Below are 26,883 nucleotides of genomic sequence, written 5' to 3'. Positions count from 1 at the left end.
TTAAAAGAACAGTACGGGATCCCTCGGCTCGACCTCATCGAGACCTCGAATCGAGACACAACCCGCTAACGACCTCAGTTTCCCTCAGCTCAAGTGCAAAATCCTACCGTGACCCTCCCATCTACTGAAATCAACTGGTCCGAACTGCTCCAACAACTGCTCGACCGAGAATCCCTAACAGGCGAGCAATCCAGTCAACTGATGCTCGGTTGGCTCCAAGAGCAAATCCCCCCGGTGTTATCCGGTGCCATTCTCGCCGCCTTGCAAGCCAAAGGCGTTTGCGCCGACGAGTTGGCCGGGATGGCGCGGGTGCTACAAGCCCAGGCAACCCCCCTGTCCCATCCTAATGCGTCCGGCAGCATTCCGGCGATCGACACCTGCGGCACCGGGGGCGATGGCGCCTCGACCTTTAATATTTCCACGGCGGTCGCCTTCGTCGCTGCGGCGGCTGGGGTTCCCGTCGCCAAACACGGCAACCGTTCCGCGTCGAGCAAAGTGGGTTCCGCCGACGTTCTCGAAGGCTTGGGAGTTCCCTTAAATAGCCCCCCGGAGAAAGTGCGGGCCGCTCTCGATGAAGTCGGCGTTACCTTTTTATTCGCCCCCGGCTGGCATCCGGCGATGAAGAGCGTGGCGCCCCTGCGAAAAACGTTGAAGGTTCGCACGGTATTTAATCTGCTCGGGCCGTTGGTGAATCCCTTGCGCCCGAACGGTCAAGTGATTGGCGTTTTTGATAGTGGATTGCTCCCAGAAATTGCCCGGGCGGCGGGTCTGTTAGGGCTCGATCGCGCGATCGTCCTTCACGGACGCGAAAAGCTCGACGAAGCCGGGTTAGCCGATTTAACCGACTTGGCCATCTGGGCCGACGGCGAAGTGCATACCGCCACCCTCGATCCGAGGGTATTGGGCTTGCAGGGCGCCCCGACCGAGGCTTTACGCGGCGGCGATTTGAATGAAAATATGGAGATCCTGCGATCGCTCCTCCAAGGGAAGGGAACCCAGGCGCAACAGGACGTGGTAGCGCTCAATGCCGCTCTCGCCTTGGAGGTGGCCGGAAAAATTTCTACCGAAGACCACCCGCGCGGGATCGAACTCGCCCGCGATATTCTCGCCAGTGGTGCCGCTTGGTCGAAGTTGGAACAATTGGCGGCGTTTTTGCAAAAATAACGCTTTTTACGGTTTTTATTGTTTTTTGGAATAACCTTGGCAAGTTTAAAAAGAGAGAACGGCGATCGCCCTTGCGGTTCTCTCTTTTTCTTGCAGTGCTCTCTTTTTCCTTTAACCTACGGACTTCCCGTTGAGGCGCTCTCCCGCATCCGAAATTCAATAATTTCTTCCTTAATCGTTACGTCGTATCCTCCGAAAAAGTCTTGTCCGAGCAATCCAATATCGAGCGTCGGAGAAATACCAACGGATAAATTGTCGGCACGAATGCCATTAATTTCAATGGAATCTATTTGAGTAACCGATACTTCTAAATCATTTTGACTGGCGGTATTGACCCGAGCCGTTCCCGTCTCTTCTAAACCTAATTGCTCCGCCATGGTTTGGGTGATGACCGTGCCACTCGCTCCGGTATCGAACATCATTTCAAAGCTTTTATTGCCGTTGATTAAGACATCGACCACCGGAATTCCTGCATCTCGGCGTTTGATCGGAATTTCAATAAATCCGGGATTGGCAGCTCGCCCCTCGACCGTCGGAGGTAGCGGACAAACTTCGTCTAGCTGAATGACGTTTTCATCGTCGAAGATTAGGAAACAGCCCGGATATTCTTGGGCCCGGAGCGGTACCGACCAGAAACTCCCCCCCGCTAAAATCAGTAGGATGCCGAGTATTTTTTTCATGATTGTTGACTCCTAAAGTTGAATAGGGGCGCTGGTTCGAACCCGAGCGAGGCGATCGCCGTTATTATCTAGGATGCCCAAATTGAGGTAATTTTCGAGCGATCGCCCCTCCCGAAAATGGCACGAGGTCGCGATCCGACCCCGGAAAAAGCGATCGCCTCTTTACATAAATCCACGTCGAATCCTCCCAGACCCGAACCCCTCGTGGGATAATGACGAAGCTCGCCGAGGGGAAAGTCGTTGCACTCCCGATCGCGCGAGAATCCCCGTCCCTTGAGTTCGGGGACTGTCAAGAATCGCTCGCTCCGGGCGACTGACTCGGAGCCACAGGGCTTCCGATTGCGGTAGAGTCATTACCGGAAAGAGAGGGTGAACGCGCACGCCGAAACCAGCCTCTCGATTTCGCTCAAGCCGGAACACAAGCCCTAGACAATTTATCGCTATTTATCGCTCGTACCCGATCGCTTATCGAGGTTCCTATGCCATTTTCCGATACTCAACCTGCTTTGCTCGTCCTCGCCGATGGAACGTCTTATCGGGGTTGGTCTTTTGGCGCCAGTGGCACGTCTATTGGTGAAGTGGTCTTCAATACAGGCATGACTGGCTATCAAGAGGTGCTGACCGATCCGAGTTACTGCGGCCAGATCGTCACGTTTACTTACCCCGAGTTGGGCAATACGGGCGTCAATGCAGAAGATGAAGAATCGGACCGTCCTCAAGTTAAAGGGGCGATCGCTCGCAACATCTGCCAGCGTCCGAGTAACTGGCGATCGAGTCAATCTTTACCGGACTATTTGAAAAAACATAACATTCCCGGCATCTACGGGATCGATACCCGCGCCCTGACCCGCAAAATTCGCATTGTCGGTGCTATGAATGGCGGCATCTCTACGGAAATTCTCGATCCGGCTGAATTACTATCGAGGGTTCAGTCCGCCCCCAATATGAAGGGCTTGAACTTGGTTCCGCAAGTGAGCACCCCCACCGCTTACGAGTGGTCCGAGATCACGGACGGTCACTGGGAATTCCGCGCCGAACCGGGGACGACCAATGGCGATCGCCTCACCGTAGTCGCCCTCGATTTGGGGGTCAAACGCAATATCCTGCGCCGTTTGGCAAGTTACGGCTGTCGGGTCGTCGTGGTTCCCGCCAATACGCCGCCGGAAGAGATTCTCAAGTACAATCCCGACGGGATTTTTCTCTCGAACGGTCCGGGAGACCCCGCCGCCGTCACGGAGGCGATCTCGACGACGAAAGCCCTCCTCGAAAGCCAAAAACCGATTTTCGGGATTTGTCTGGGTCACCAAATTCTCGGACTCTCCCTCGGCGGCGAAACCTTCAAACTCAAATTCGGCCATCGCGGCTTGAACCAACCCGCCGGATTGCAGCGTCAGGTCGAAATTACCAGCCAAAACCACAGTTTTGCCCTCGATCCCGACTCCTTGGGCCCGGAGATCGAAGTGACCCACCTCAATCTCAACGATCGCACTGTCGCCGGGTTGCGTCATAAAACCCTACCGATCTTCTCGGTTCAATATCACCCGGAAGCGAGCCCGGGTCCCCACGATTCGGACTACATTTTCGAGCGTTTCGTACAGACGATGCGCGAATCGCGGGCAGCCGTGAATTAGGTCAGATCCCACGGGGGGGCGAGCCTTTTGCCCGCTTCCCCCAAGCGCAGATCTGCCAAAATCCGGTCAAAAGTTGTCAAAAGCTTAAATTTTTATTGAGTTTTTTTCTCAAAAAAAGGGGCGATCGCGCGAAGGTCAAAACTGCCGGATTTTGGGCGTTTTAGTCCAGTTCGATTCCCTAAAGCCCACGGAGAGTTGTCAAATTTCCCCTCGGGAGAGTGGACAAGATCTCAGAAAGCTTTTATACTTAAGCGTCGATTTGAGGAGTATTCAGCTAGGAGGGCGTTATTCCTGAGCCATTAACCCTGACCGTCAGCCTCAGAGGCACACGCGAAGTCGGGGATAACTACCAATTATTCCGCCTCACGGGGTTACTCGATGCTTTTTCGGAAGCAACTTTCCGCAAGGCGATCGGTAAGTGCATTGACGAAGGTCCGAAGAACGTGATTTTAGACCTGTCTACTATTGATTTTGTAGATAGTTCTGGCTTGGGTGCTCTAGTTCAGCTTGTTAAAAAAGCCCAAAGTTCTGAAGGGTCTTTACAAATCGTTACCAATGCGCGCGTCACTCAAACGGTCAAGCTGGTTCGTCTGGAGAAATTTTTATCTTTGCAACCTTCGGTTGACCAAGCTCTAGAGAATGTCAGCAAGGCTTGAGTGTCAAGTCTGAACGAGGGCTATCCAGGATTGGATCTGGATAGCTTGTTCTTTTTTCGACCGATTTCGACCGACGCCCGCGATCGCGAAGGCGTTGTCATGGGGGGAAAGGACTATCCGCGCTCTCGACGGGAGGGCGCGACGATGCCGAGTCGGCGATCTGAGGTAGGCTCACTGCGAGCGATCGCCGCTTCCGGCATTGATATTGATGACGATCCCGATCGCCCCCTAGGGAATACAATCCCACCACTCCTCCTGACCCGTTGGCGGTCGATTCCCAGAGTGAAGATGAATTTTCTTTTTAACCCTCAACCTGCTGTATGCTGTAACTCGACAGCAGGCGATCGCCCCCGGTTCGAGCGGCCACGACTGGCGCCCCCGGGATGGAGTCCGTCGATCGCTCGTACCGTGGGCACGTTTCAGCGCCGGGGAGGCAGCCGATGACGGGGAATCGAGATCGAGATCGAATGGTTTCCCCCAGCGACGGAGAATCGCCGTTCGATCGCCTCGGGACGGCAACACGTTCGATCGCCGACCTCAACCAGCTTTCTCCAGCAGCTTTAGCCTATTTGGGCGATGCCGTTTACGAGTTGTATATTCGCAGCCATTACCTCTTCCCACCCAAACGCCAAAAGATTTATCATCAGAAGGTAGTCGAGCAAGTGCGAGCGGAAGCTCAAGCTCGTCACCTGCAATCCCTCGAACCTTATCTGAGTTCGTCAGAGATCGAAATCGTCAGACGAGGACGAAATGCAACCTTTGGCAAGCCCAAGCGAATTCACCCGACGATTTACCGACAAGCGACCAGCTTAGAAACCTTGGTGGGGTACTTGTACTTAAGCGATCCCCTCCGGTTGGCAGAACTTTTAGGCAAATTAGATCTAGATCTAGACCCTCTCGGGAGCGAAGCAAACGCCAAATCCCAAGATTGACTCGATCGCCCTGGAGTCAGCCGCGATCGCGCCCGTGATGACGATCGCGCCGTCCTCCAGGTGCCAAGCGAGCGACGAGCAAATGTTATGAAGGAATGACATGACCCCCAAAAAACCTTTTCCCAAATCCCCTCGGGGAAACAAACGTACCGATCGCCCCATTTTCAAAGGTAAAAGCCGCAAACCCTTGAGAGGGGATCGCGATCGCCCCGATTCCGACGGCGACTCCGGGGATTTGATCTACGGTCGTCACAGCGTCTTGAGCGCCCTAGAAAATCAACATACCTTCCATCGCATTTGGATTACGCCGCAACTGCGCTACGATCCCCGGTTCCACTCGGCGATCGAACAAGCCAAAGCCAATGGCGCCACCGTCGATGAAGTCGATTTTCGGCGGCTCGACCAAATGACCCAAGGACGCACCCATCAAGGGGTTGCCGCCCAATTATCCCCTTATCGCTATATTGAATTAGCCGAACTGATCGAGCGCGCCTTAGCGGCGAGTGAAAATCCAGTGATCGTCATCGGCGACGGGATTAACGATCCCCACAACTTAGGCGCCGTCGTCCGCACCGCAGAGGCGATCGGCGCTCAAGGCTTGGTCATCCCCCAACGGCGCGCCGTCGGGATCACCTCCACGGTGATGAAAGTCGCCGCCGGAGCCTTGGAAACCTTTCCCGTGGCTCGCGTCGTCAATTTGAGTCGCGCCCTAGAAGCCTTGAAAGAAGCCGGATTTTGGATTTACGGTACCGCAGCCAATGCCAAAGATTCCGTCCACCGCCTCGACTTTTCCGGTCCGATCGCCTTAGTGGTCGGTTCCGAAGGCGAAGGTCTGAGTTTGTTGACACAACGCCATTGCGATTTTCTGATTTCGATCCCCCTGCAAGGCAAAACCCCTAGCCTCAACGTCTCGGTGGCTACGGGAATGGTGCTTTACGAGATCTTCCGCCAGCGATGGGGACAGACCCTCCACCTCGATCGCGTCAAAAAATCGGATTGAAAAAAGTAATCCAAGCGAGTATAAAGAAATGTAAATAATTTCTCAAGCTCCTTTTGTTCACCTCAGACAACCTTCAGTAAATCGGCAAAGACAATGAACGAGATTAAAGAACTCTTAATTTCCTTGCTCAATCTCTTCGGTTTGGCGTGTTGGGCTGAAATCGTGACCGAAAAACCCGGGTGTACCTACTACTTCGGTCCGTTTTTCAGCAAGCAGGATGCCGAAACAGCCACCAAAGGCTATCTCGAAGACCTGCAACAAGAAAATGCCCAGGGTATCAACATCAGCATCAAACGGTGCAAACCGCAAGATCTGACCATTTACGACGAACTGGCGGATTTAAACCCGTACCATGGGTCTCCGGTGTTTAGCGGGCAGATGTAGGGGCGAGGAGCATTCTGGATGGGCTCAAGAACTCGGCACGATCGCGTGCCAGTTTTCCTCGACCCAGCCTTCCACCACCGCGATCGCGCGATCGGGAATTTCCCAAGGGAATAAATGGGCGTTATTGGGGTAGCACTGCCATCGGGCGCCCGGTAAGAGACTCGCCGTCTCCCAACTGGACTCTGCCGTAATGTGGCAGTCGGCTGCCCCCGCCATGACTAACGCCGGACAGTCAATCCGCCCTAAATCGGCACTGCGATCGTAGCGCGCCCGCAACGCCCGGTTTAACGCCCGCGTCGCCGCCGAACTGGTTCGCAAATAAGCGTCCATCCCCTCCGAGGCCAGATAGCGATAAGCCTCTGGGGTGTGCTCTCCGAGTAAGTAGCGCAACAGCGATCGCTTGCCAAACGTTTCGATATTCCACGACCACGCCGGGACGACCCGGTTAATCAGTCCCGCAACTCCCGTATACAGTAAATCTTGCCAAGAGACCGGGGGATGGTTGCCCCGAGGTCGCGCCGCACTCGCCACGAGAATTAAGCCCGTGACCCGCCCCGGATGGCGCAAAGCGAGTTCGATCGCCAAAATTCCCCCTAACGACCATCCTAAGACCGCAAACTGACCGATCCCGTGGCGATCTAGGAGGGTATCCAGGTCGCCGAGATGGTCGCTCATTTGAAAGTCTCCCGAGGCGCGCGAGCGACCGTAACCGCGCAAGTCCGGCGACAACGTTTGAAACCGTCGCGACAGGCGATCGGCAAACACCGACATCGATCGCCCGGAACCGGGATGTCCGTGCAAACACAACAACGGAAAGCCCGACCCGCGCACGCTGACATGGAGATCGATCGGGGAGGTGCGATCGCTTGAATCGACCATAATTTTGAGCATTGTTGATTGAGAATTGAGAAGTATCGATCGAGAATTCAAATCCCCCCAACCCCCCTTAAGAAGGGGGGAGACTAGCCGAGTCCATTGCCGATTGAGAATTCAGATCCCCCCCCAACCCCCCTTAACAAGGGGGGGAGATCGGTCGAGTCCTTTGTTTGAACAACGCTATAACTGCCCGCTTTGGAAAATATATTCCGCCACTTCCGAGATAAACTGGCGGATACTCGGCTCGCTGTAAAAACCATCGTCGATCACCGTAATGATATAGGTTTCGCCGAATAAATTCATCGCCAACGTGGTTCCCAACACTTTAGACGTCTGACCTGTTTTTTCTCCCAACCAGTTACCGAAAGCTCCCTTCAATCCTTCAAAACCGAGGGCGAGATCGTACTGCTTTTCTAAAGCATTGAGAATAATTTCATCGCCGAGATGTTCGCGATTGTACAGGCGCATCATCATGTCCGTGAGTTCGTCGCTGGTAATCGTGTTGCGACGGTTGCCGGGATTGCGCGGATAAATGAGATCGCCGACGAATTTAGAGTGAACGCGCATGACTTCATAACCGCGATCCGCTAAGACTTGATTGATATAATCCCAGCCGAGATAGTCGATCAATTGGTTGGGGGCGATGTTGCTGCTGTGGGCGATCGTTTCCACCAACAGTTTGTGAATCGGATAAGTTTCCCCGGTGCGAATTTCCGAAGCATCTTCGGTAAAATTGCCGGGATCGACATAAATCGGCGTATCGAAGCGAATATTTTCCCGAGTGAGCTTGTCCATCAACGCCACGACGATCGGCACTTTCATCAAACTCGCGGCGGACGCGGCGGGTTCGTTACCGCGCAAGCGCCGACAAATGCCGCTATGGAGGTGACAAATCGTGATTTTGACGCGATCGGACAAGCCGCTATTGCGGGCGATCGGGACGAGAAAATCGGACTTGGCGACTTCTAAAGTGTAGACGATCTGCGCTAAATTTTGGCGATATTCCGGTAGTTTTTGACGGGCGCGATCGCGGTACGGCGTTTCCGGGGGAATTTTTTCGAGTAAGGCGATCGCCTCTTCCCAAAGGTCTTTAATTTCGTAAAGGAGATCGACTTCTTTCAAATCCGATTTGGCTAATTCGGTCGCCCGTTTTCCCCGTTGTAAAGCTCGTTCCCAATAGGGCTGACCCGTCAGTTTTCCCTCAAGTTCAAACTGTTTTTCTTGCAGGGTTTCTGACAATTTCTCATAGGCGGCGATCGCGCGATCGCCGATCGGGACGATTGGGGGGAACGCTGGGGTTTCTGGAACATCCGCAGTGCGATACGCTTCGCGAACGCCCGTTGTCGAAGTTTCTGGGGGTTTGGGAGGGGCTTGTGCTTGCGGATCGGGCATCGACATCCCGACCGACAACGCCAAGATACTCGTCAAGGCGATCCGCCTCTGGCGTCGCTGCGCGATCGCCACTGGTTTTTTCGGTTGTTTGTGTTGTTTTCTTCGACGTTTGTGCATAAGCACGAAGCGCTACCTCACACCATCCACCAAATGTAGCACCGCCATTGTAATCAATCTTGGGGATCGACGACGATCGATTTTCAATCGATAACAGTGAAGGAAATTTGTTTTGAGAAAAGAAAATGAAACCGAAAATAGGGAAGTGGCGATCGCCGTTCCCCGATCGCCATTCTCACCTTTTCTATTGAATCGGGATCGAAGCTCGATCGTTCGATCTTTTCAAAACAACGATCTGCAATTCCTTCAAAATTGACGATCGACGACCCGTCGAGATCGCGGTCTAAATCTGTCATTATCGACCCAAACCACCGATTCCAAATCCGTTCGTGTTCGGGACTGGCGATCGCGCGATCGACCAAAGCTTTCCACTGCGGATCCTCTGGCGGTAACAGCATTCCGTAAGGTTCGCAAGTCAGTGGAATGTCGGGAATCAGTTGATATTGATTCGCGGACAAACCCCGGCGGGCCATTTCCCCGATCGCCACGATCCCATCGGTAGCGAAAGCGTCCAAACGTCCGGAAATGACCCCTTCAATGCCTCGACGAACCCCGTAGGATCCTTGAAAGATCTTGAGATCCGCTAAAGGATATTCGGTTTCGAGATACGTTTGGGCCGTCGTTCCCCGAATCACCCCGATCGCCTTTCCTTCCAAGTCGGAATCCGGATCGATCGCCCCCTCCCCAGATTTGACGAAAAACTGCACTCCCGTGACGAAAAAGGGAATCGATACCGCAACCGGGCGATCGCGGGTCGCGGCGATCGCGTGAGGACCGCAATCGAGCTGAACGATGCGATCGATCGCTAACTCGAACTCCGGCTGAGAATCGGTGGGAAATAAGCGAACGCCGAGAGGGAGACGGCGATTTAGGGGATCGAGCAACTGACGGCGCAGCAAATCGACAAAATCAATGCAATATCCCGTCAGATCGCCGTCGCTATGGCGATAGCCAAAGGGAACCAGATCCGATCGCACCCCGAGGTCGATGACTCCGGTTTCGGCGATCGTGTCTAAAACCGAGAGTCCTCGGACCGCTCGATCTCCGAAAACTGCCAACAGAACGGGGACGAGCAGACCCGCGATCGCCGACCTTCGTAGTAGCAGGCGCCTCATGGTGTTTCAACGATCGCCCCGGGGACGGGCGATCGTCTCCCTAGGGTATAGGATGCGCCGTTGACTCTGAAGATACTTGACTTTCTCCTACACTTTGTATGATTTAATGGGAGGATCGCCATTTTATCGAGCCATTGAGTCGGGTAGCCGATGACCTACAGCCTCAGAATAGCCGATTTACCCAAAAACGAGCGACCCCGGGAGCGACTGATCCACCACGGTCCCCAAAGCTTGAGTACCGCCGAACTGATCGCCATTTTACTAGGGACGGGTCAAGGTCCGGGAAAGCTTTCCGCAGTCGGTTTAGGTCAGCATGTCTTACACAAACTCGGCGAAAACGAGCGCGACCCCTTAGCGGTTTTACGCGAGATCCCCATTCAGGAGTTAATGCAAATTCCCGGGATCGGTCCGGCGAAAGCGACAACCGTACTGGCGGCGATCGAATTAGGAAAACGGGTTTTTTACGCTCAAACGACAGAAAGCAAAGTGATTGACAGTCCCGACGCCGCCGCCGCCATCCTCAGTCACCAGTTAATGTGGCAATCTCAAGAAAAATTTGCCGTGTTGTTCCTCGATGTCAAGAATCGCTTACTCGGCAATAAAGTGCTGACCGTGGGAACGGCGACGGAAACCTTAGCCCACCCGCGCGATATTTTTCGGGAAGTGCTGCGTCACGGCGCCACCCGGGCGATCGTTGCCCACAACCACCCCTCGGGCCATCTCGAACCGAGTCCCGAGGACATCGAACTCACCCGCCAGTTACTCAAAGCCGCACAATTGTTACAAGTTCCGTTATTAGATCATCTCATTCTCGGCAATGGTAACGCTCAGAGTCTGCGCCAACTGACCGAATTATGGCAAGACTATCCCCAAGCGGAGTAATATCGGGATTCGAGCCAAAATCTAAAATCTAAAATCCAAATGAACGGCAACCTTCTGGATTTTTCAACCTTCAAATTCCCTCAATTGTTCGGCGTTGCACTGATAGCGGCGTCCTGGATCGGGTTTCCCGCGCAAGCCGTCGATCCCAACCATCTCGATCGCCTATTAAAAGATAATGAATGTCGCGGTTGTGACTTGATTGGAGCCAAATTACAAGGGGCCGATCTCGAACGGGCCGATTTATTAGGGGCCGACTTGCGCGGGGCCGAACTGGCGGGGGCCAATCTCATGCACGCCGATTTGCGCGGCGCTAATTTGCGATGGGCCGATCTGTCCGGCGCCAATCTCTCGGAAGCGCGCATGGTTCAACCCCATCCGGAGGATGTCGGTCGCGATCCCCTTTCTGGGGTCGAACCGGGTCAGGTGGTTTCTCATCTCAAGGCGGCGGACTTGCGCGATGCGACCCTCAAGGGGGCCGCGTTCTATCGCACCAATCTTTCCGGGGCGAATTTAGTGCGCGCCGATTTGTCGGAAGCGAATTTGACTCAGGCGAATTTATCCCTGGCGAATTTAACGGAAACGAATTTACAAAGTGCCAATTTGCGCGGGGCGAATTTAGTCCGCAGCAAGCTCAATCGGGCGATGATGGAGTTTGCGGATTTGAGTTTTACCGATTTGAGTGGGGCGTTATTAATTGATGCGAATTTGCGGCGGGCCAATTTACGCGGGGCGGAGTTATTGCAGGTGGATCCTTTTCGCGGACAGTGCGATCGCCCGGGATGCGAAGCGATGCCGACTTATCTCGATTCTGCGGATTTGTCCGGGGCAGATTTACGCGGCGCCCGCTTAAAAGGGGCGGTGTTACGCCAAACCAATTTAAGCGGGGCCAATCTCTACGGGGCCGATTTGACCGATGCGGTTTTGACTGAGGCTAATCTTCAAGAGGCGTATTTGAGAAATACAAAACTCGTGGATGCGGATTTAACGGGAACGATTATGCCGGATGGGATTATTAATCGGTGATGCGCTCAATTTTTACTGGGAAGTGTGCAAGAGGAGTACGCCACTGGGGGGTAAAAACGGTTATTCATTCATATTTCGATAGGTCGCCACGGCGGAAGGTGAAATACGGTTGAGATATCGGAAAATCCAATACTTGAAGACCGTATCTAAAATAACGGGAAAGGTGGCAATAAATAAGAAAATAAATTCTCGACTTTCCGGTAAGCCTAAATGGCGGGAAATTCCTTCTAAAATCACTTCCCAACCGTGGGGGGAGTGGAATCCGACGAAGATATCGGTAAATAGAATAATGATGAAGGCTTTGGCGCTGTCGCTGAGTCCGTAAACGAGATCGTCGATGAAGGATTTTAGAATTTCAATTTCGCGTTTGCTGGTGTAAATCACCATCCCAAAAGCGACGAAGGAAAAAATATCGGCAAAAATGTTTTGAATGGCGTCAGCGCTTCTTTTGCTATATTGTTCGGCAATTTCCAAAACTTTATGTTTGACTTTATCCTCGATTTCCTCTTCCGATAAGGGATGTAAGGTGTTTTTGAAGTTTAATTCTTCGTTGGTGTCTTCGGAGAGGTGTTCGAGTTCTTTGGCAATTAGATTTTTGAATTCTAATTTTTCTTTATATCGATGCAGTTCGACGAAGGCTTCCTCTTCCATATCGACGTTAATAAAAATTTCGCCGTTTCCGCCGACGACGCGATCGTAAATGGGGCCGACGATGAAGTTTTTAGAAACTTGTTGGGTGAGGAGGGGAATCAGAATAATGAGCAGAATAAATTTGAGCGAAATAACGGTTTTGGTTTTAGAACTGCGAAATTCTTGTACGACTTCTTCTTCTGCTTTCGGGTCTAATTCCCGTTTGACGCGATCGAGGGTTCTCAAGATCGATCGCGGTAAAAAGCTGGTTTGATTGGAAATTGGCCCTAGATCTTTGGTGGTATCTTCGGCAATTCGCGGGCGTGTTTTGTTGGGAAGATTGGCATTATTATTGACATTAGTATTGGCCAACGATCGCCCCTCCGGCGAAGTATCGATCGCGTAGGGATCGATCGTTCTCGCAAGACCCTGAGACGCCGATGGGGCGGACGAATCCGATGATTTTGCCGTGGGTGGTTTGGCGAGCTTGGCGCCGGGTTTTTCCGCAGGACGGGCGCCTTCGTAGCGTTGGAGAACGCGATCGATAAAGTTCAGTTTATCTAAAATTAAAACGGCTTCTTCGCCGAGTTCTTCCGAATTGAGATAATAGCCGTCATGACTTTCGCCAATTTTGGATTGCGGATCGATGGTTTGCTGTAAAATGTCCAAAAAAGAACGACTATTTCTAAATTCTGCGAGCCGAACTTTGATAATTCCTAAATTGCGCTGTAATTCGGAAGTAAAATAAGAAGAAACACTTTCACCTGCCTCGTTAAAATCCGGGACGATCGCGTTACCGTGGAAATGTTTTTTTTCGATTTCTTCAATTTTGAGGGCGGCGCGATAGGCCAGATCTAGGGAGCGGTTGGGGGTTCCATAAAACCATTGACGGATTGATTTTAAGTATCCGGGCTTTTTACTTGCTTTGTGTTTTTTCATCGATCGAGTGTGTGGGATGAATCTACGAATTTCTACAAGATTCACTCGCGCGCTCGCTCGGAAAAAAATAAAATCCGGGAAGATTTCAACGGCGCGATCGCCCCGTCTATCCCTCATCCCGATCCCAGGCTTTTGCTTTATTTTCTCCCATTAGGGCGCGAATGGAAGCCCTCGACGATCGCGCCGACCGGGCGATCGTCACCCCCTCTATTTAACTCTAAACTCTAAACTAGATTAGAGAAAAGTCGCTGAAAAATAAACCCAGCATAATTCGTAATATCTTAACAAAGTTGCTGAAAAATAGATGGTATTTTTAGACTCAGTTTGGATTGAGGGAGCCAGTCGCACGGGCAAAACCAAGCGGTTGCTCGATCGCCTCTGCGAACAGATCGACGATCGCGAGGCGACCGACGACGGAGGACGCCGCGATCGCCAAAGTGGATCCCCCGGATTGCTGGTCATCTCGGCCACTAGCAGCGATCGCCGCGACCTGCGCGATCGCCTCGGCGCCCGGATGAGAGCGCGCGGAGCCTATCCCACCTACGCGATCGACACCACAACCCCCCTCGGCTTTTTCCGGCGCGAAGTCCTCTTATTTTGGCCCTTACTCGTCAAAACCCTACACCTGTCCGCCCACTTCCCCTTGCACGTCCGACCGGAAACCGAACAAGAGCTCGCCACAGCCCTGTGGCGCCGTGCCTTAGACGAAGGCAAATTGCGCCAAGAACACACCAGCGAGTATCGCCTCGTGCGGCGGATCCTCGACTTATTCCAACTCGCCGCCGCCAGGGGTCTTCCCTACGAAGACATCCCCCAATTGCTGCAAGACGGCTTCGGTTTAGATGACGACTTACCCTTCTTGTGGGAATCGATGGGGGCCTGTCTGCATCAATGGCGTCAGTGGTGCTTGGAACGGGGTTTGTTAACCTACGGTCTGATGACCGAACTCTACTGGCGGCATTTACTGCCCGATCCGGTGTATCGAGACCGCCTGACTCGGCGCTATCGGGCCGTCTTCGCCGACGATACCGACGAATACCCCGCCATTACCCGAGATTTATTCGAGATCCTGCTCGATGCGGGAGCAGTCGGCACCTTTACTTACAATCCCCAAGGGGGTATCCGCTCCGGTTTGGGCGCCGATCCCGAGGCCCTACAGCGATTGGGCGATCGCTGCCAGTACGAGCAGTTGAAGCGCCCCAGTGGCTTGCGCGAAACCTTTGGCCCGATCGCGTTGCAACTGCTCGACAATCCCGCCATCTACGCCCGTCCCGCAGGCATGGAATTTCAAGCCCTGCCCTTTGCGGCGATCCAAACGTCCTCCCGGGCTCAACTGCTGCGCGCCACCGGGGAAGAAATCGCCGCCGCCGTCCGCCAGGGTCAAGTCAAACCTGGGGAGATCGCCGTCATCGCCCCCGGTTTGGATGCGATCGCCCGCTACACCCTCATGGATCACCTCAGCAGCCACGAGATCCCGGTCGATTCGCTCAACGAACAGCGACCCCTGGTCAGTTCGCCGACGATCCGCGCCTTGCTGACCCTGCTCGCCTTGGTTTATCCCGGTTTGGGTCATTTTCTCGATCGCGATAGCGTCGCCGAAATGCTCGTGATTCTGTCGCGATCGCCCGAGAACGACATCGAGATCGTCGGCGCCCCCCGCTCCTGGCCCGGTCGCGAAGAATTGCCGATTCCCCCCGCTTCGGCGATCGACCTCGTGCGCGCCGGACTGATCGTGGATCACTGTTACGCCCCCGCCACGGAACGTCCGCGCCTGTTACCCGTCAACGTTTTTCCCCGGTGGGACCGCCTCGGCTATCGGGCCACCCAGGCTTACAAAGGGATCGTGGACTGGATCGAAGGGCAACGAAAGCAGGTTGAGGAGGAGCGAATCGACAGTGCCAGCATCTTACTCGATCGCGCGATCGCCCAATTTATTTGGCACGGCAGCAAACTGCCCCATCGGGAAATCTCCGCCCTGCGCGAACTCCTCGAAACCGCCCGCCACTACTGGGATGTCGATCGCCGCTTACAGGACTACGACCGTCGCCAAGACCCGGAATACGTCACCGTCGGCGAATTTATCAAACTCCTGCGCCAGGGAACCATTTCCGCCAAGCCCTTTCCCGTCGATCCCCCCCACGACGGGGAAGGGGCCGTTACCCTGGCTACGATTTTCCAATACCGCTCGGCGCGACTGCAGCATCGGTGGCATTTCTGGCTCGATATCGGTTCGCCCCTGTGGCTGCAAGGGGGCGCTGCCACCTTATTCGCCGCCCCCTTATTTTTGCGCGATCGCCCCCGCCAACCGTGGAGCGAAACCGAGCAACTCGACACCGACGAGGAGCGGTTAGAACGCATTCTCAACGATTTACTCGCCCGAGTCGGCGATCGCCTGATCCTCTGTCATAGCGACCTCGCCACCAACGGTCAAGAACAAAATGGACCGCTTTTATCCTTACTCTCCGGTTGGGTAGAAAGCGATCGCGCCACCTGCAAACCGTATTTTTAAACCCGGCGAGATCTCGGCGCGATCGCCCCTGCACCCCCCATTCATGTCGATCTAAGTTGAGGGTAAATTGGGTTCGTTACGCGGCGGTTCCACCGGAGTTCCGTCCCCGGGGATAAACGTCGGGTCGAAATCCCGGATGCGATCGCCCGCATCGATGCAAAACCCCATCGCCTGAGTCGAAACTAAATCCAACTCATTTTTTAACCCGACCACGCACTGCGAAAACTGTTGCGGTAACAGACTGCGACGGCAAAAATCCAAAATTGCCGGGGCGTCTCCCTCCGGCGAACCGTCGGCAATATCCACCACGCAGGTCGCCAACTCAGCCGGACGACGCACCCGCACGCACGCTTCTAAAGCATCGGTCGCCACCACGTCGGTTTGCGCTTCGATCTCGGTCACGCAAGTTGCCAGATCTTCCGGATGCAGTACCCGCGCGCACGCCGTCGCCACCCGTTCCGGGGGAAGATTGGCATCGAGTAACGCCGTGGCGCAGTCTTGATAATCGTTCGTTTTTTCGCCGAAAGCGGCGGCTGGCGCGACCCAGGAGAGCCAAGAGACGCTCAACGGCAACAACCCAGCCAGTAAAAGCGGGCGGTAGCGACGGTCTGCGCCAGTTAATCCTCGGGGAAAAGACCGCAAGGAACGGCGATCGCCCGAGTTGTTCAGATCTTGCATAAGTCCTCGCAAAAATTTCAGCCCATCCAATTTATTTAACCATTTGAAATTCAGTATATTAAAGATCTATACTGGAGAGTCTGGGTTTATTTTAGGAACGTAAACGAGGAAGCTACATGTCACGATATCGAGGCCCGCGTCTGAGAATTGTACGACGTCTCGGCGAACTGCCGGGTTTGAGCCGCAAAAACCCCAAGCGCGCTTATCCCCCCGGTCAACACGGTCAAGGTCGTCGCAAGCGTTCGGAATATGCGATCCGCTTGGAAGAAAAACAAAAACTGCGTTTCAACTACGGCCTCAACGAACGCCAAATGCTGCGCTACGTCCGCAAAGCTCGCCGGGTGACGGGTTCCACCGGACAAGTCCTGTTGCAGCTTCTCGAAATGCGTCTCGATAACACCGTATTTCGTTTGGGCATGGCGCCGACCATCCCCGCCGCGCGCCAATTGGTCAACCACGGTCACATCACCGTCAACGGTAAAGTGCTCAATATTGCCAGTTATAGCTGCCGTCCCGGGGATGTGATCGCCGCGCGCGATCGCGATGCCTCGCGCAACTTGGTCACTGCCAACCTGCAATCTCCCGGTTTGGCTCACCTCCCCAGCCACTTGGAATTTGATAAAAATACCCTCGTCGGTAAGGTGAACGGGATCGTCGAACGGGAATGGGTCGCCCTGCAAATCAACGAACTGCTCGTGGTTGAATACTACTCCCGACAAGCTTAATCGGACGGGCGTTACCTACTTGGGTTTCGCTCTAAACTTGGGGTGGCGTCGAATTCGACGGTATAGATGAGTTCGCATTCGGCGATCGCTCTCCCAATTGAGGTTTACAACAACCGTGCTGCTTCTTACCGCGCAGCGCCAGAGCGCTAAATATCGAGCCTCCTGAACCCGTCAGTCAGGGGGCTTTTGATTTTTGGCTCCCTCACCCGCCAATTTGCGACATGGTACGGCGATAACGACCCGCGTCGGTTCCGTCATCCCGTTGTTTGAAATTGATCTCCGGCTTGATCGCGAGTAGTTCGCCGACGCGATCGCGCAATTGCGATCCCGCCACCCCCTGACGCAACCCTGTTTTTAAATCGATCTGTCCGGTTTCGTTGAGCAGACAAGGACGCAGCCAACCGTCCGCACTCAATCGCATCCGGTTGCAGCGATCGCAAAAACATTCCGACATTTGGGAAATAAACCCCAGCGTCCCCTTGGCCCCGGGAATTTGAAACACGTCCGCCGGACCGTTTCCTCGAACCCGACTCTCGACCAAGCCCCAGCGATCGCGAATTTGCTGGCGCAACTGGGCCGACGGAATCCACTGTCGGGTTTGAAATAAATCCGGATTGCCAATCGGCATAAATTCGATAAAACGGACGTGCCAGGCGCGATCGAGACTTAATGCCGCTAAATCCAAGATTTCGCGATCGTTGACCCCCGCAATCACCACCACGTTCAATTTGAGCGGGTCGAACCCCACCTCGTAGGCCGCTTGAATGCCGTCCCAGACCTGTTGCCAGCGCCCCCGTCCCCGATTTCCGGTTAAAAGATCGAAAGTCTCCGGATCGAGGGAATCCAGACTGATATTGATGCGCCGCAGCCCCGCAGCGTAAAGGTCGCGGGCTTTGGATGCCAGTAAAAAGGCGTTGGTGGTCATCGAGAGGTCTTGGGTTTGCGCTAAGGCGGCGATCGCCCCCACGATCTCCGTCACGTCCGGACGCAAAAGTGGTTCCCCCCCGGTCAGGCGAAAGCGCGTAAATCCCAGGGGGATAAACACTTCGCGAATCAAGGTTAATAATTCGTCCGCCGTCAGTAAATCCTGTTGCAGAACATAGTCGAGTTCCGCCCCTTCCGGCATACAGTATTGACAGCGAAAATTGCAGCGATCCACCAAACTGATTCGCAAATAATCGATTCGATTCACGAGATCCCCCGTTCAACCCACAACAGATCGAGGCGTCGATCGCCCGGCGATGGCTTTGCCGGATCGCGAGGCGATCGCGCGCCGAATACTGAACACTGTAGCGAAAATTCAAGCCCCCCCGGGGGCGATCGCCGTTACGGATTCACTTCCCGAACCGACCAGGTGCGTTCGGCGCGACATTCGTAAATCCAGCGATTTTGGGGATGACCGCGCAACTGGAGCAGATCCACCCGGATCGGTTCGAGCCATAATAAGCAAAAATGTTCTGCGGGAAGATTGGGATCGGGAATCGGGCGATCGAACGCCGACGCCTCGGCGCGATCGCCCCCCGGAAACGGCCACAGAAACTGTATCCTCGCATTATCGGACAGTTCCTGCCACGCCACCCGCCGCGCTTCGACCGACGGCGGATCGGTTTCGGTTCCATCGATGCAGTGCAGGTGGCCCCTCAGACGAAATTGCTCCCGGGTGACGGGGAAATACCAGCACGCCTCGGCGCGCGGATCGAGCGCGATTTGAGCGATTTTGGCACTGCGATCGTCCGTGACCATTTTGAGGCGATCGCCCCCATCGAGAAAGCCGCGAAACACTACCGTCCGATTCGCCGGAAAACCGTCGGAACCCACCGTCGCCAACTGCAAAAACCGGGCGTCGGCGCGGCTGCGATTGCGATGTAAGGCGCGCAAAAGGGGCGATTTCCAAGGTGCGATCGCGTCACTCATCTTGTCGATATTTTTCAACCCTCAAAACTGCAAACCCACTGTTTTTTGACCGGACAACCCTTTTCACGCGACTTTTTGTAAGGCTTTTCCTTTGCGTTTGACCGGGGGTTCTTCCGCTTCTTGAAGTTTGAGCCGTTCTTGGCGATCGATTTCCGGTAATTTGAGAATCACGCCCGCCAGGAACCAATAATACACCGCGACCGGATCCGTATCGAGGGGATACCAATAAGGGTTGTAGCCAATAAAGGCGACAAACACCCAAAAGGAAGCGGCGTAACCGCGCAGGTGAAGATCTCTCACCGAACGATAGTTTTTAAAACAAATCCAGGATAATGTACTGGCGAAAAACAGAAACGATCCCACTCCTAACGGTCCGAGTTCGTACATTAATTTGGCATAATATGTCTCGATTAAGGTCGTTTTTCCTAGCGGACGTGCCGAGTTCGTCCCCCGTCCGAGTCCGTTTCCTAAAATACCGTCGTGACCTTTAGATGTAAATTCTGCTTGGTGGGCGATGAATTCAGTGGGTGGCGAAGCATTCCAGCGATCGATCAAACTTTGAACCCGTTCGTTAACCATATCGGGAAAGACGAACATCGAGCCAACCGCCAAGACAGCCAAGGCAATGACCAGTGGAACAAATCGTTTGAGGTTTCTAAACTGTCCGGTGACAAAGATTAAAATAATGAGCATGGCGGGGACGACGAGCATCGCCGCCCGTTGACCGCAAATCACCGAATTGATAAAGACTAAAATTAGGGCAACGATACTAGAAAGCTGCCAAATCAGGGCGGGATCGTTGAACGCAGAAGCAAAGGAAAAGAACGCGCCGGAAATTAAAAACCAAGCCCAATGCCACGGGGAAACAAAGGTGCCGGGTAAGCGAATAAAACCGACTTGAGGACTGAAAGCGAGGGAGCCACCTACGAGACATTTGGCATTGATATCGGCTTTATATAAAAGAACGCCTTCCATCTCGCGAGTGCCGACACATTGACCCGTTTGGAGTCGCCAATATTGGAGCAGTCCTAATGTACAGCAAATGAGGATAATGACGATATGCGATCGCGTGAAAAAGATGAATTCTTTTTTATTGCGAATTAAATAATAAGCACAAGGGATTAAGGGGGCGTATCCCAACAGAATTTTAATTCCTAAAATTCCCATTAAAATCGGTTGTCCTTTGGGGTTGCCGCTAAATTGTTGGCCGCCGTTGACAAAAACGAGGGTTAACAGACATAAAATTCCGACAATACTTAAAGCGGGTAAAAGTTGCTGGGGAATTAGAATTGGTTTTTTCTGTTTTTTACAGGTTTGCCATAAGGCAATAAAAGCGGGGATAAAGAAGGCATCTTTAGCCACTTGAAACGGAGCCGCCCCACCGCCGATCCAATAGGTGATCGTGCCGGAAAAGGGCATGTAAAGGAGAAAGAACCAGAGGGCTTGACGGTAATATTTATAAGAGAGGGCGAGACTGAGAATGGCTCCAAAAGCACCGATCGCCGCTTTCGGTCCGCCGACGGGGAGTAAGGCTAAACTGACGACGAGGGCGGCACCGGACAGGGAGCTGGTAAACTGAATGAATTCTTGACGCTCGCGAGATTTCTTTTTTTTGAGAGCGGCGAGTTCTTTTTTACTGAGGGTTGGCGTTTGGGAATCACTTGATGGGGATGATTTTTTGGATTTAGACTTTTTTTTAAACATGACCCGATTACGAGTGTGCCGTTAACTCAGTCAGTCGAAAGGGAAAGTTGGAAAGCAAGAATTGAAAAGAGCTTTTAGAATAAATCAAAGTCAAATCACTCGTGTGGATGAGTGTTGACCGGACAACGATCGCGATCGCCGGAGGTTGTAAGCGATGGATTGGCAAGAAGAACAAATGGAAGAACGGAAATTACCTGGGTTTGAGGAGGTCGAAGTTGCACCCTTACCCCCGTCCGACCTCAAAGGTTCGCTGGAGTTAGACTCTACAAACGATCGCTATTTACCCGTTCCCGTGGGAGAAGCGGGGGAAAATCTCGATTCGATCGCCGATTTATCCCTGCGAGAGTTAATCGCATTAGTGCGCTATGCCAATTTTAGCGATCGCGAACGCCAACCGTCGCGCATTTATGTGGGATTGACGTTTGTGGGAATGAGCGCGTTCCTATTAACTTTACTGCTGTTAAGTATCGTCACCCTGCATCCAGAATGGGGAGGGGTTGGGGGCCTGCGACATTACTGGTATCAATATATTGCCTTTGTCAGCTTCGGGGTATCCGGAATGATGATGTTGGGACGGGAAGCCATGCGCCCCCCCTTCGAGGCGCCGGAGTGCAACCCGGAGGAAAATCCCTAATCCTGACAGGCGTCGCGGCGATTCCCCTCTGCGGAGGTCAGTCTAAACCCAATTCGCGTTTGAGCAAGTCAATCGAATCGGCGTGAATGTAGTTTTCCGAAGGAATGACCCGGGGGGGACGAATCAACTCTTCTCGGGCCATGGCGATCGCCGTTTTCACCTTTTCCACACTCGGCGGGTCGCAGACGATCGTGTTCGCCGTCCGCACGATCGCGTTAACTTTGTAGTCGTCTTCTCGCTGGGCCGCCATCACCAAAATTTCCTCGCCGCGCAAACTGTGAGAAATCACTTCGGCGACGCGCAAAATGCCCGCACTCAAGCCGACCAATCCCAAACAGCTATTTTGGGGCAAGCTTTTGACCACTTCAATTTCCTTGCCGTAGTCGTAAATGTCAATCGGTAGGACGCGCACCGATTTGGGAGCGGCGATCGCCTCGGCTTGGGCGATAAAATAACGACTGGTGACGATCGTCCCGGAGGGCGCTTTTTCGAGAACCCCCGCCAATTCTTCCAACGGGACTAACTGCACTGGAATCCCGAGGGCTTGTTCCAACTCTTGCGCCATCAACTGACCCGCGCCGATATCTTGAATCGGGGCCGTGACCAAGACCCGGGCGCTACAGCGCAGACGCCAGTCAATTTCCGTCAGAAAGAATTCGCGCGCCTGATTGAGAGAACATCCCTGTTGGAGGAGTTCGTCGAGACTGCGCTGCACGATTTTGTAAGCTTCGGGATATTTCTGAAAAATCGGCGACGAGAGTTTGCGCGAACTGTCCGGCGTTTGCGATCGCACGTAAATCCCCGAACCCGCTTGGGCCTCGACCAGTCCGAGATCTTCGAGTTGGCGGTAGACTTTACCGATCGTGTTGCGGTGTAGCCCAGTTTGCATCGCCAAGGCGCGGGTACTCGGTAATTTATGTCCCGGTGGAAATTGCCGCGAGGCGATCGCAAAGCGCAACTGGTTGAATAACTGGGTAGATGCCGGAATTTCGCTATCTGGCTGGATGTGAAATTGAAGCATGACTCGGACTCCTCGATCGCGATCGTGACCTGCGATTGTTATTGTCCTCGATCCGATGTCTTGGCGCGATCGAGGTCGCTCCCCTTGAGGGTTTTACCCAAACCCTTTTATAGCATTTTAGGGCGATCGCGGCGATCGAGATCCGGCAAGCTGCACGACGAGGCGATCGCCCTTATCTGTCTTATCTGTCACCTCAACCCCCAGCGAGCCCGTACCGCATCCGGCGCGCCCTGCTCTCACTTGCCATGTCAGTCAACGCCCCAACACGGCGATCGGGCAAGAAAGCCCCTCCTCACACTGTCGATCGCCTTTGTGGGGTTGGCGTGCCAGAGGAATCTTCCCTAAAGCTGGTACAGTAATCGGACGAGCAGGCGATCGCTTTTCCGGGATTTGGCGCGTGCGTCGAAGGCGATCGAGCGCCGCCAGGGAAGCCAACGCCATGCTCTGGCTTTTGCCGATCGTGCAGAATCAATCGTTATTCCCAACTATCAACTATGCCGGCGAATTCCTGGCCCCAAAAAGATTCTTATCAAGAGTTCGAGCCCCTCGACTCAATTTTATCCGCCTTCGTCGATTCCGAAGAAGAACTATTTTATCGCGGCTATAAAGGCCGTCGCGCCAAAGCCGCACTCTTGCTCGCCGTCGTTTGGGGTGGCACCCTCACCCTCCATTTCTTATCCTGGGGGTCTTGGTTCGTCTTTGCACTGACTGGATTGATGGGGATTCACGCCCTTCGGATTATTTCCAGTCGTCCGTCCGACGCCCCCGAAGCCCTCGCCGAGGCCGATCGCGACCACTGGCCCGAAGTTTCTTTATTAGTCGCGGCGAAAAACGAAGAAGCGGTCATCGGCCAATTAATTGACAATTTATGCAATTTAGATTATCCCGCTTCTCAATACGAAGTGTGGGCGATCGACGATTGCAGCAGTGACGGGACGGTGCAAGTTTTAGAGAGACTCCAACAAAAATATCCGAACTTGAAGATTTTAAGGCGATCGGTCGGCGGCAAAGGGGGGAAATCTGGAGCGCTCAACGAAGTTTTCCCCCTCACTCGGGGAGAATTTTTAGCCGTTTTCGACGCCGACGCCCAAGTTGACCGAGACTTACTGCGACGGGTGCTTCCGGTCTTCGATCGCCCCCAAGTCGGCGCCGTCCAAGTTCGCAAGCAAATCGCTAACGAAGAGGTCAATTTTCTGACGCGATCGCAAGCCGCAGAAATGGCCCTCGACAGCTACTTTCAAATGCAAAGAAAGGCGGTCGGCGGGATCGGCGAACTGCGCGGTAACGGCGAATTCATCCGCCGTCAAGCCTTAGAACGCTGCGGTTTATTTAACGAGCAAACGATCACCGACGACCTCGATTTAACCGTGCGCCTGCACCTCGATCGCTGGGATATCGAGTTTCTCAACAATCCGGCAGTGCGCGAGGAAGGGGTCACCCGAACTGTGGCCCTGTGGAACCAACGCAATCGCTGGGGAGAAGGCGGTTATCAGCGCTATCTCGACTACTGGCGGCTGATTTTGAGCAACCGCATGGGGTTTAAAAAAACCTGGGATCTGTTCATGTTCTGGATTACCCAATATCTGTTACCCACCGCAGCCGTTCCCGATTTGTTAGTGGCGATCGCCCGCCATCGCCTACCCATTCTCACCCCCGTCACCACCTTAACCGTCGCCCTCTCCCTGATCGGGATGTTTGTCGGCTTGCAGCGCATCCAACGCCAACAGGTCCTCGACGGCGAGCGATCGACGATATCCGTGGGGAGGCTCCTCGTCGAAACCGTACGCGGCACCCTGTACATGTTTCATTGGTTTGTCGTCGTCGCCAGCATCACCGCGCGCATGTCCGTGCGCCGCAAACGGCTCAAATGGGTGAAAACCGTTCACCAAGGAGATCGCGGCGTCGCCGCTTAAGCCGCCGGGTCGTTTAAAAATCGTATTCCCCAAATGGGTTGTCATCGAGTTCCGGATCCGGAATTCCAGGTTTCGGAACCGGATCCTCCTCCGCGACCGGGGGGGATGCTCCCTCGGGAACGTCCTCATCCTCGGCGACGAGGGGCGATCGCCCCTCCCCAACGCTCTCGATCTCCCAATCCTCATCGAGATTGACTAATTCTCCCTGAAAGAACTCCGCCAACCGTTTCGCCGCTACGGTCACTTCATCCTCAAAGCCGTTGTGGGCGATCGCACTCGCCGAAGATGTCGCCGCCGGGGTCGCCGTGGGACGGGGGTTGCGACGTTCGGTAGCGGGGGTTTGCGTAGGGTATCGAGAGGGCGATCGCGGCGTCTCCATCGGCGGTGCAGGGGTGACGGGAGACGCACTCGACGGGTTCGGCTCGCGGGCGGCGGGAGAGGGGGGCGCGGGCGCGGAACCGCGAGCCTTCTGCTCTTTCGATTTGTTAATTTTACAAACTTCTAACTTCACCTTGACCCGTCGATCGAGGATCTTCGCACAGAACGATTCGAGTAAATCGAGTTTGGTATTGACGATTTGCTGCAACGGGGGAGATGCAATCCCGACCCGGGCGATATTGCCCTCGAATTCCAACAGTTGGGAATGTTGGCGCAAGAGCGCTTGCAGGGAAGGATTATCGATGCGATCGAGGATCGAGTGCCAAAACTCATCCAAATTGCGATCGACCACATGCGCTTCCGCCGACGCTGCAGGGGCTTCGGGTACCGGGGACGCTTTACCGTTGTCGGGTCTGACGGCGGGCGGTGGAGGTGGCGGCGGTGGCGGCGGGGACGATCGCGCCGAGGGGGGGGCTTCCTCGGGGGGACGGGCCACCGGGGCCGGACTGGCGGGAGGGGCGGCGGGGGCTACGTTCGGGGCGATCGCGAAGGGGCGCCCTTGGACCGTCGCCGACGGTAACAACCCCAGTAAGGCAACTTCCAGCCAGAGGCGCGGTTGGGTCGTGTTTTTAATTTGCGCTTCGCTTTTGGCTAAATGTTGCTGTCCCGCCAAAATGACGCCGACCTCCGTATGGCGGGCGGCAAACTCGCACAGGCGCTGCCAGGTATCGGCGGTCATGGCGACTAGATCTTGACGGTCGGGGGCTGTTTTGGCAACGAGCAAATCGCGATAAAAACGGGCCAAATTTTGGAGAACCACCAGGGGTTCGCGCCCGCGCTCCATCAGTTCGCGCACCCTGTCGAGTACGGCGCGTCCGTCGTCGGCGGCGATCGCCTCTAACAATTGCAGCAAGTCGCGTTCGGGAACGGCGCCGACTAAATTCCAGACCCGTTCGACACTCACCTGTTCGTCGCTGAGGGAGAGTTGGTCGAGTAAGCTTTCCGCATCGCGCAGTCCCCCTTGAGAGAGTTGGGCGACGGTAACCAAGGCGTCCTCGTCGATGAGGATGTTTTCCTGGCGGGCAATCTGCTGCAAGTGGGCGACCGTCGCTTCGACGGGGATGCGTCGGAAGTCGAAACGCTGACAGCGCGAGATAATTGTCGGTAAAACTCGTTGGGGGTCCGTGGTGGCGAGGACGAAAACGACGTGTTCCGGCGGTTCTTCGAGGGTTTTTAACAGGGAATTGAATGCTGCCGTACTCAGCATGTGGCATTCATCGATGATGTAGACTTTGTGGCGACATTGCACCGGGGCGAACTGAGCCCGTTCGATCAGGTCGCGAATGTTATCGACTCCGGTATTGCTCGCCGCGTCGATTTCGATCGTGTCGAGGGCCGTACCGCGAGCGATCGTCCGGCACGCTTCGCAGGTCCCGCAGGGGCGATCGGTCGGTCGGTCGGAATTGAGGCAGTTGAGAGATTTGGCTAGAATACGGGCGCTCGATGTCTTTCCGGTTCCCCTCGGTCCGGCAAATAAGTAAGCGGGGGCGATTTTTTGTTGGCGGATGGCATGAGTTAAGGTGGCGGCGATCGCCTCCTGACCGACCAGATCGGCAAAGGTCTGGGGGCGATACTTATGATGGAGCGGTTCGTAAGACATCGGTAGGGAGAGACGGTAGGGGAGCAGCGCGAGCGATCGATCCGATGCGATCCCCCGGACGGGCGGACTTTTCCCACTCTGGTTCCGCAGGGAGGACGACGAGCGGGAATTGTTATTTTACCGAGTTCGAGGGCGGATGCAATGGGGTCGAACCGGATCGCGTTCGCACGGCGTCCGCAAAGCGGAATCGCTCAGAGCGTGGCAACATCGAGCCCGAATCGATCTTTATTGTAGGAGTTAGTTCCCGGGTGACATGCTCCCGACACTGACGTTTCGTGTAGAGAAATCCTCAATGATTTGTAACCCCAGCAGGGAGCAAGATGCTC

Annotated in this window: 27 protein-coding genes; 13 read left to right on the top strand and 14 right to left on the bottom strand. The window is 54.4% G+C overall.

Annotated elements, in window-relative coordinates; genetic code table 11:
* The first annotated feature begins 108 nt into the window (after window positions 1–108).
* Window positions 109–1,164, top strand: coding sequence for an anthranilate phosphoribosyltransferase (trpD, locus tag HCG48_RS12305; protein WP_210437225.1), 1,056 nt, complete (start codon window positions 109–111; stop codon window positions 1,162–1,164).
* A 116-nt stretch (window positions 1,165–1,280) separates the two neighbouring features.
* Here trpD and HCG48_RS12300 read toward each other — a convergent pair whose 3' ends face one another.
* Together HCG48_RS12300 and HCG48_RS12295 are read right to left on the bottom strand one after the other, a co-directional pair.
* A complete protein-coding gene (locus HCG48_RS12300) occupies window positions 1,281–1,844 on the bottom strand; it encodes a retropepsin-like aspartic protease family protein (protein ID WP_168569422.1) in 564 nt (187 codons plus the stop codon).
* A 68-nt stretch (window positions 1,845–1,912) separates the two neighbouring features.
* Window positions 1,913–2,137 (bottom strand): hypothetical protein, encoded by a 225-nt coding sequence (locus tag HCG48_RS12295; RefSeq protein ID WP_168569421.1) that lies wholly within the window; start codon window positions 2,135–2,137, stop codon window positions 1,913–1,915.
* Between the two features lie 186 nt (window positions 2,138–2,323).
* Between HCG48_RS12295 and carA the strand changes: the two genes are divergently transcribed.
* The 6 genes from carA to HCG48_RS12265 all read left to right on the top strand — a co-directional run bounded on the left by carA (window position 2,324) and on the right by HCG48_RS12265 (window position 6,447).
* On the top strand, window positions 2,324–3,475 hold the full coding sequence (carA, locus tag HCG48_RS12290; protein WP_168569420.1) for a glutamine-hydrolyzing carbamoyl-phosphate synthase small subunit: 1,152 nt from the start codon (window positions 2,324–2,326) through the stop codon (window positions 3,473–3,475).
* A gap of 287 nt (window positions 3,476–3,762) precedes the next feature.
* Window positions 3,763–4,131, top strand: a complete 369-nt coding sequence (locus HCG48_RS12285) for an STAS domain-containing protein (protein ID WP_168571860.1) — start codon at window positions 3,763–3,765, stop codon at window positions 4,129–4,131.
* Window positions 4,132–4,575 (top strand): hypothetical protein, encoded by a 444-nt coding sequence (locus HCG48_RS12280; RefSeq protein WP_168569419.1) that lies wholly within the window; start codon window positions 4,132–4,134, stop codon window positions 4,573–4,575.
* Between the two features lie 23 nt (window positions 4,576–4,598).
* The gene (locus HCG48_RS12275; protein WP_168569418.1) at window positions 4,599–5,063 is read left to right on the top strand and encodes a Mini-ribonuclease 3; all 465 of its coding nucleotides are present in this window, start codon (window positions 4,599–4,601) and stop codon (window positions 5,061–5,063) included.
* Between the two features lie 100 nt (window positions 5,064–5,163).
* Entirely contained in the window at window positions 5,164–6,063 is a 900-nt protein-coding gene (gene rlmB, locus HCG48_RS12270) for a 23S rRNA (guanosine(2251)-2'-O)-methyltransferase RlmB (protein ID WP_168569417.1), read from the top strand.
* A gap of 93 nt (window positions 6,064–6,156) precedes the next feature.
* A complete protein-coding gene (locus HCG48_RS12265; protein ID WP_168569416.1) occupies window positions 6,157–6,447 on the top strand; it encodes a DUF1816 domain-containing protein in 291 nt (96 codons plus the stop codon).
* Window positions 6,448–6,471: 24 nt separating this feature from the next.
* Here HCG48_RS12265 and HCG48_RS12260 read toward each other — a convergent pair whose 3' ends face one another.
* The 3 genes from HCG48_RS12260 to HCG48_RS12250 form a co-directional block, all read right to left on the bottom strand.
* Window positions 6,472–7,338, bottom strand: a complete 867-nt coding sequence (locus HCG48_RS12260) for an alpha/beta fold hydrolase (protein ID WP_246260048.1) — start codon at window positions 7,336–7,338, stop codon at window positions 6,472–6,474.
* Window positions 7,339–7,503: 165 nt separating this feature from the next.
* Window positions 7,504–8,832: a serine hydrolase gene (locus HCG48_RS12255; RefSeq protein WP_168569415.1), complete on the bottom strand. Its 1,329-nt coding sequence runs from the start codon at window positions 8,830–8,832 to the stop codon at window positions 7,504–7,506.
* Window positions 8,833–8,915: 83 nt separating this feature from the next.
* Window positions 8,916–9,947, bottom strand: a complete 1,032-nt coding sequence (locus HCG48_RS12250; RefSeq protein ID WP_168569414.1) for an amino acid ABC transporter substrate-binding protein — start codon at window positions 9,945–9,947, stop codon at window positions 8,916–8,918.
* Between the two features lie 150 nt (window positions 9,948–10,097).
* Here HCG48_RS12250 and radC point away from each other — a divergent pair, with 150 nt between their 5' ends.
* Both radC and HCG48_RS12240 read left to right on the top strand, forming a co-directional pair.
* Entirely contained in the window at window positions 10,098–10,829 is a 732-nt protein-coding gene (gene radC / locus HCG48_RS12245; RefSeq protein WP_168569413.1) for a RadC family protein, read from the top strand.
* 39 nt (window positions 10,830–10,868) lie between these two features.
* Window positions 10,869–11,852, top strand: coding sequence for a pentapeptide repeat-containing protein (locus HCG48_RS12240; protein ID WP_168569412.1), 984 nt, complete (start codon window positions 10,869–10,871; stop codon window positions 11,850–11,852).
* A 60-nt stretch (window positions 11,853–11,912) separates the two neighbouring features.
* Here the strand turns inward: HCG48_RS12240 and HCG48_RS12235 are convergent, their stop codons facing one another.
* Window positions 11,913–13,421, bottom strand: coding sequence for a proton extrusion protein PcxA (locus tag HCG48_RS12235; RefSeq protein ID WP_168569411.1), 1,509 nt, complete (start codon window positions 13,419–13,421; stop codon window positions 11,913–11,915).
* Window positions 13,422–13,725: 304 nt separating this feature from the next.
* Between HCG48_RS12235 and HCG48_RS12230 the strand changes: the two genes are divergently transcribed.
* Entirely contained in the window at window positions 13,726–15,930 is a 2,205-nt protein-coding gene (locus tag HCG48_RS12230; protein WP_168569410.1) for a recombinase family protein, read from the top strand.
* Window positions 15,931–15,981: 51 nt separating this feature from the next.
* Here the strand turns inward: HCG48_RS12230 and HCG48_RS12225 are convergent, their stop codons facing one another.
* The gene (locus tag HCG48_RS12225) at window positions 15,982–16,608 is read right to left on the bottom strand and encodes a hypothetical protein (protein ID WP_168569409.1); all 627 of its coding nucleotides are present in this window, start codon (window positions 16,606–16,608) and stop codon (window positions 15,982–15,984) included.
* A 116-nt stretch (window positions 16,609–16,724) separates the two neighbouring features.
* On the opposite strand from HCG48_RS12225, the gene rpsD reads away from it, so the two are divergent.
* The gene (gene rpsD / locus HCG48_RS12220; protein WP_168569408.1) at window positions 16,725–17,333 is read left to right on the top strand and encodes a 30S ribosomal protein S4; all 609 of its coding nucleotides are present in this window, start codon (window positions 16,725–16,727) and stop codon (window positions 17,331–17,333) included.
* A gap of 202 nt (window positions 17,334–17,535) precedes the next feature.
* Here the strand turns inward: rpsD and moaA are convergent, their stop codons facing one another.
* The 3 genes from moaA to hpsL all read right to left on the bottom strand — a co-directional run bounded on the left by moaA (window position 17,536) and on the right by hpsL (window position 20,951).
* The gene (gene moaA / locus HCG48_RS12215) at window positions 17,536–18,525 is read right to left on the bottom strand and encodes a GTP 3',8-cyclase MoaA (protein WP_168569407.1); all 990 of its coding nucleotides are present in this window, start codon (window positions 18,523–18,525) and stop codon (window positions 17,536–17,538) included.
* Between the two features lie 134 nt (window positions 18,526–18,659).
* Window positions 18,660–19,247 (bottom strand): Npun_F5749 family FMN-dependent PPOX-type flavoprotein, encoded by a 588-nt coding sequence (locus HCG48_RS12210; protein WP_168569406.1) that lies wholly within the window; start codon window positions 19,245–19,247, stop codon window positions 18,660–18,662.
* A 63-nt stretch (window positions 19,248–19,310) separates the two neighbouring features.
* A complete protein-coding gene (gene hpsL, locus HCG48_RS12205; RefSeq protein WP_168569405.1) occupies window positions 19,311–20,951 on the bottom strand; it encodes a hormogonium polysaccharide biosynthesis protein HpsL in 1,641 nt (546 codons plus the stop codon).
* A gap of 154 nt (window positions 20,952–21,105) precedes the next feature.
* Here hpsL and HCG48_RS12200 point away from each other — a divergent pair, with 154 nt between their 5' ends.
* Window positions 21,106–21,585, top strand: coding sequence for a hypothetical protein (locus tag HCG48_RS12200; protein ID WP_168569404.1), 480 nt, complete (start codon window positions 21,106–21,108; stop codon window positions 21,583–21,585).
* 37 nt (window positions 21,586–21,622) lie between these two features.
* Here HCG48_RS12200 and HCG48_RS12195 read toward each other — a convergent pair whose 3' ends face one another.
* From HCG48_RS12195 to HCG48_RS12190, 3 genes are all read right to left on the bottom strand, one after another.
* The gene (locus tag HCG48_RS12195; protein WP_168569403.1) at window positions 21,623–22,606 is read right to left on the bottom strand and encodes a GntR family transcriptional regulator; all 984 of its coding nucleotides are present in this window, start codon (window positions 22,604–22,606) and stop codon (window positions 21,623–21,625) included.
* A gap of 117 nt (window positions 22,607–22,723) precedes the next feature.
* Window positions 22,724–22,846, bottom strand: coding sequence for a hypothetical protein (locus HCG48_RS26480; protein ID WP_281362121.1), 123 nt, complete (start codon window positions 22,844–22,846; stop codon window positions 22,724–22,726).
* 12 nt (window positions 22,847–22,858) lie between these two features.
* Complete coding sequence (locus HCG48_RS12190) at window positions 22,859–23,047, bottom strand: hypothetical protein (RefSeq protein ID WP_168569402.1); 189 nt, start codon at window positions 23,045–23,047, stop codon at window positions 22,859–22,861.
* Between the two features lie 53 nt (window positions 23,048–23,100).
* Here HCG48_RS12190 and HCG48_RS12185 point away from each other — a divergent pair, with 53 nt between their 5' ends.
* Complete coding sequence (locus HCG48_RS12185) at window positions 23,101–24,519, top strand: glycosyltransferase family 2 protein (RefSeq protein WP_168569401.1); 1,419 nt, start codon at window positions 23,101–23,103, stop codon at window positions 24,517–24,519.
* A 13-nt stretch (window positions 24,520–24,532) separates the two neighbouring features.
* Here HCG48_RS12185 and HCG48_RS12180 read toward each other — a convergent pair whose 3' ends face one another.
* Window positions 24,533–26,557 carry a DNA polymerase III subunit gamma/tau gene (locus HCG48_RS12180; RefSeq protein ID WP_168569400.1) on the bottom strand — a complete coding sequence of 675 codons (2,025 nt, stop codon included), beginning with the start codon at window positions 26,555–26,557 and terminating at the stop codon, window positions 24,533–24,535.
* Between the last annotated feature and the right edge of the window lie 326 nt (window positions 26,558–26,883).

This window comes from Oxynema aestuarii AP17 (assembly GCF_012295525.1).
Classification (GTDB): Bacteria; Cyanobacteriota; Cyanobacteriia; order Cyanobacteriales; family Laspinemataceae; genus Oxynema; species Oxynema aestuarii.
The sequence above is the reverse complement of the archived record's forward strand: the minus strand, read 5'-3'. Positions and strand labels throughout refer to the sequence as shown.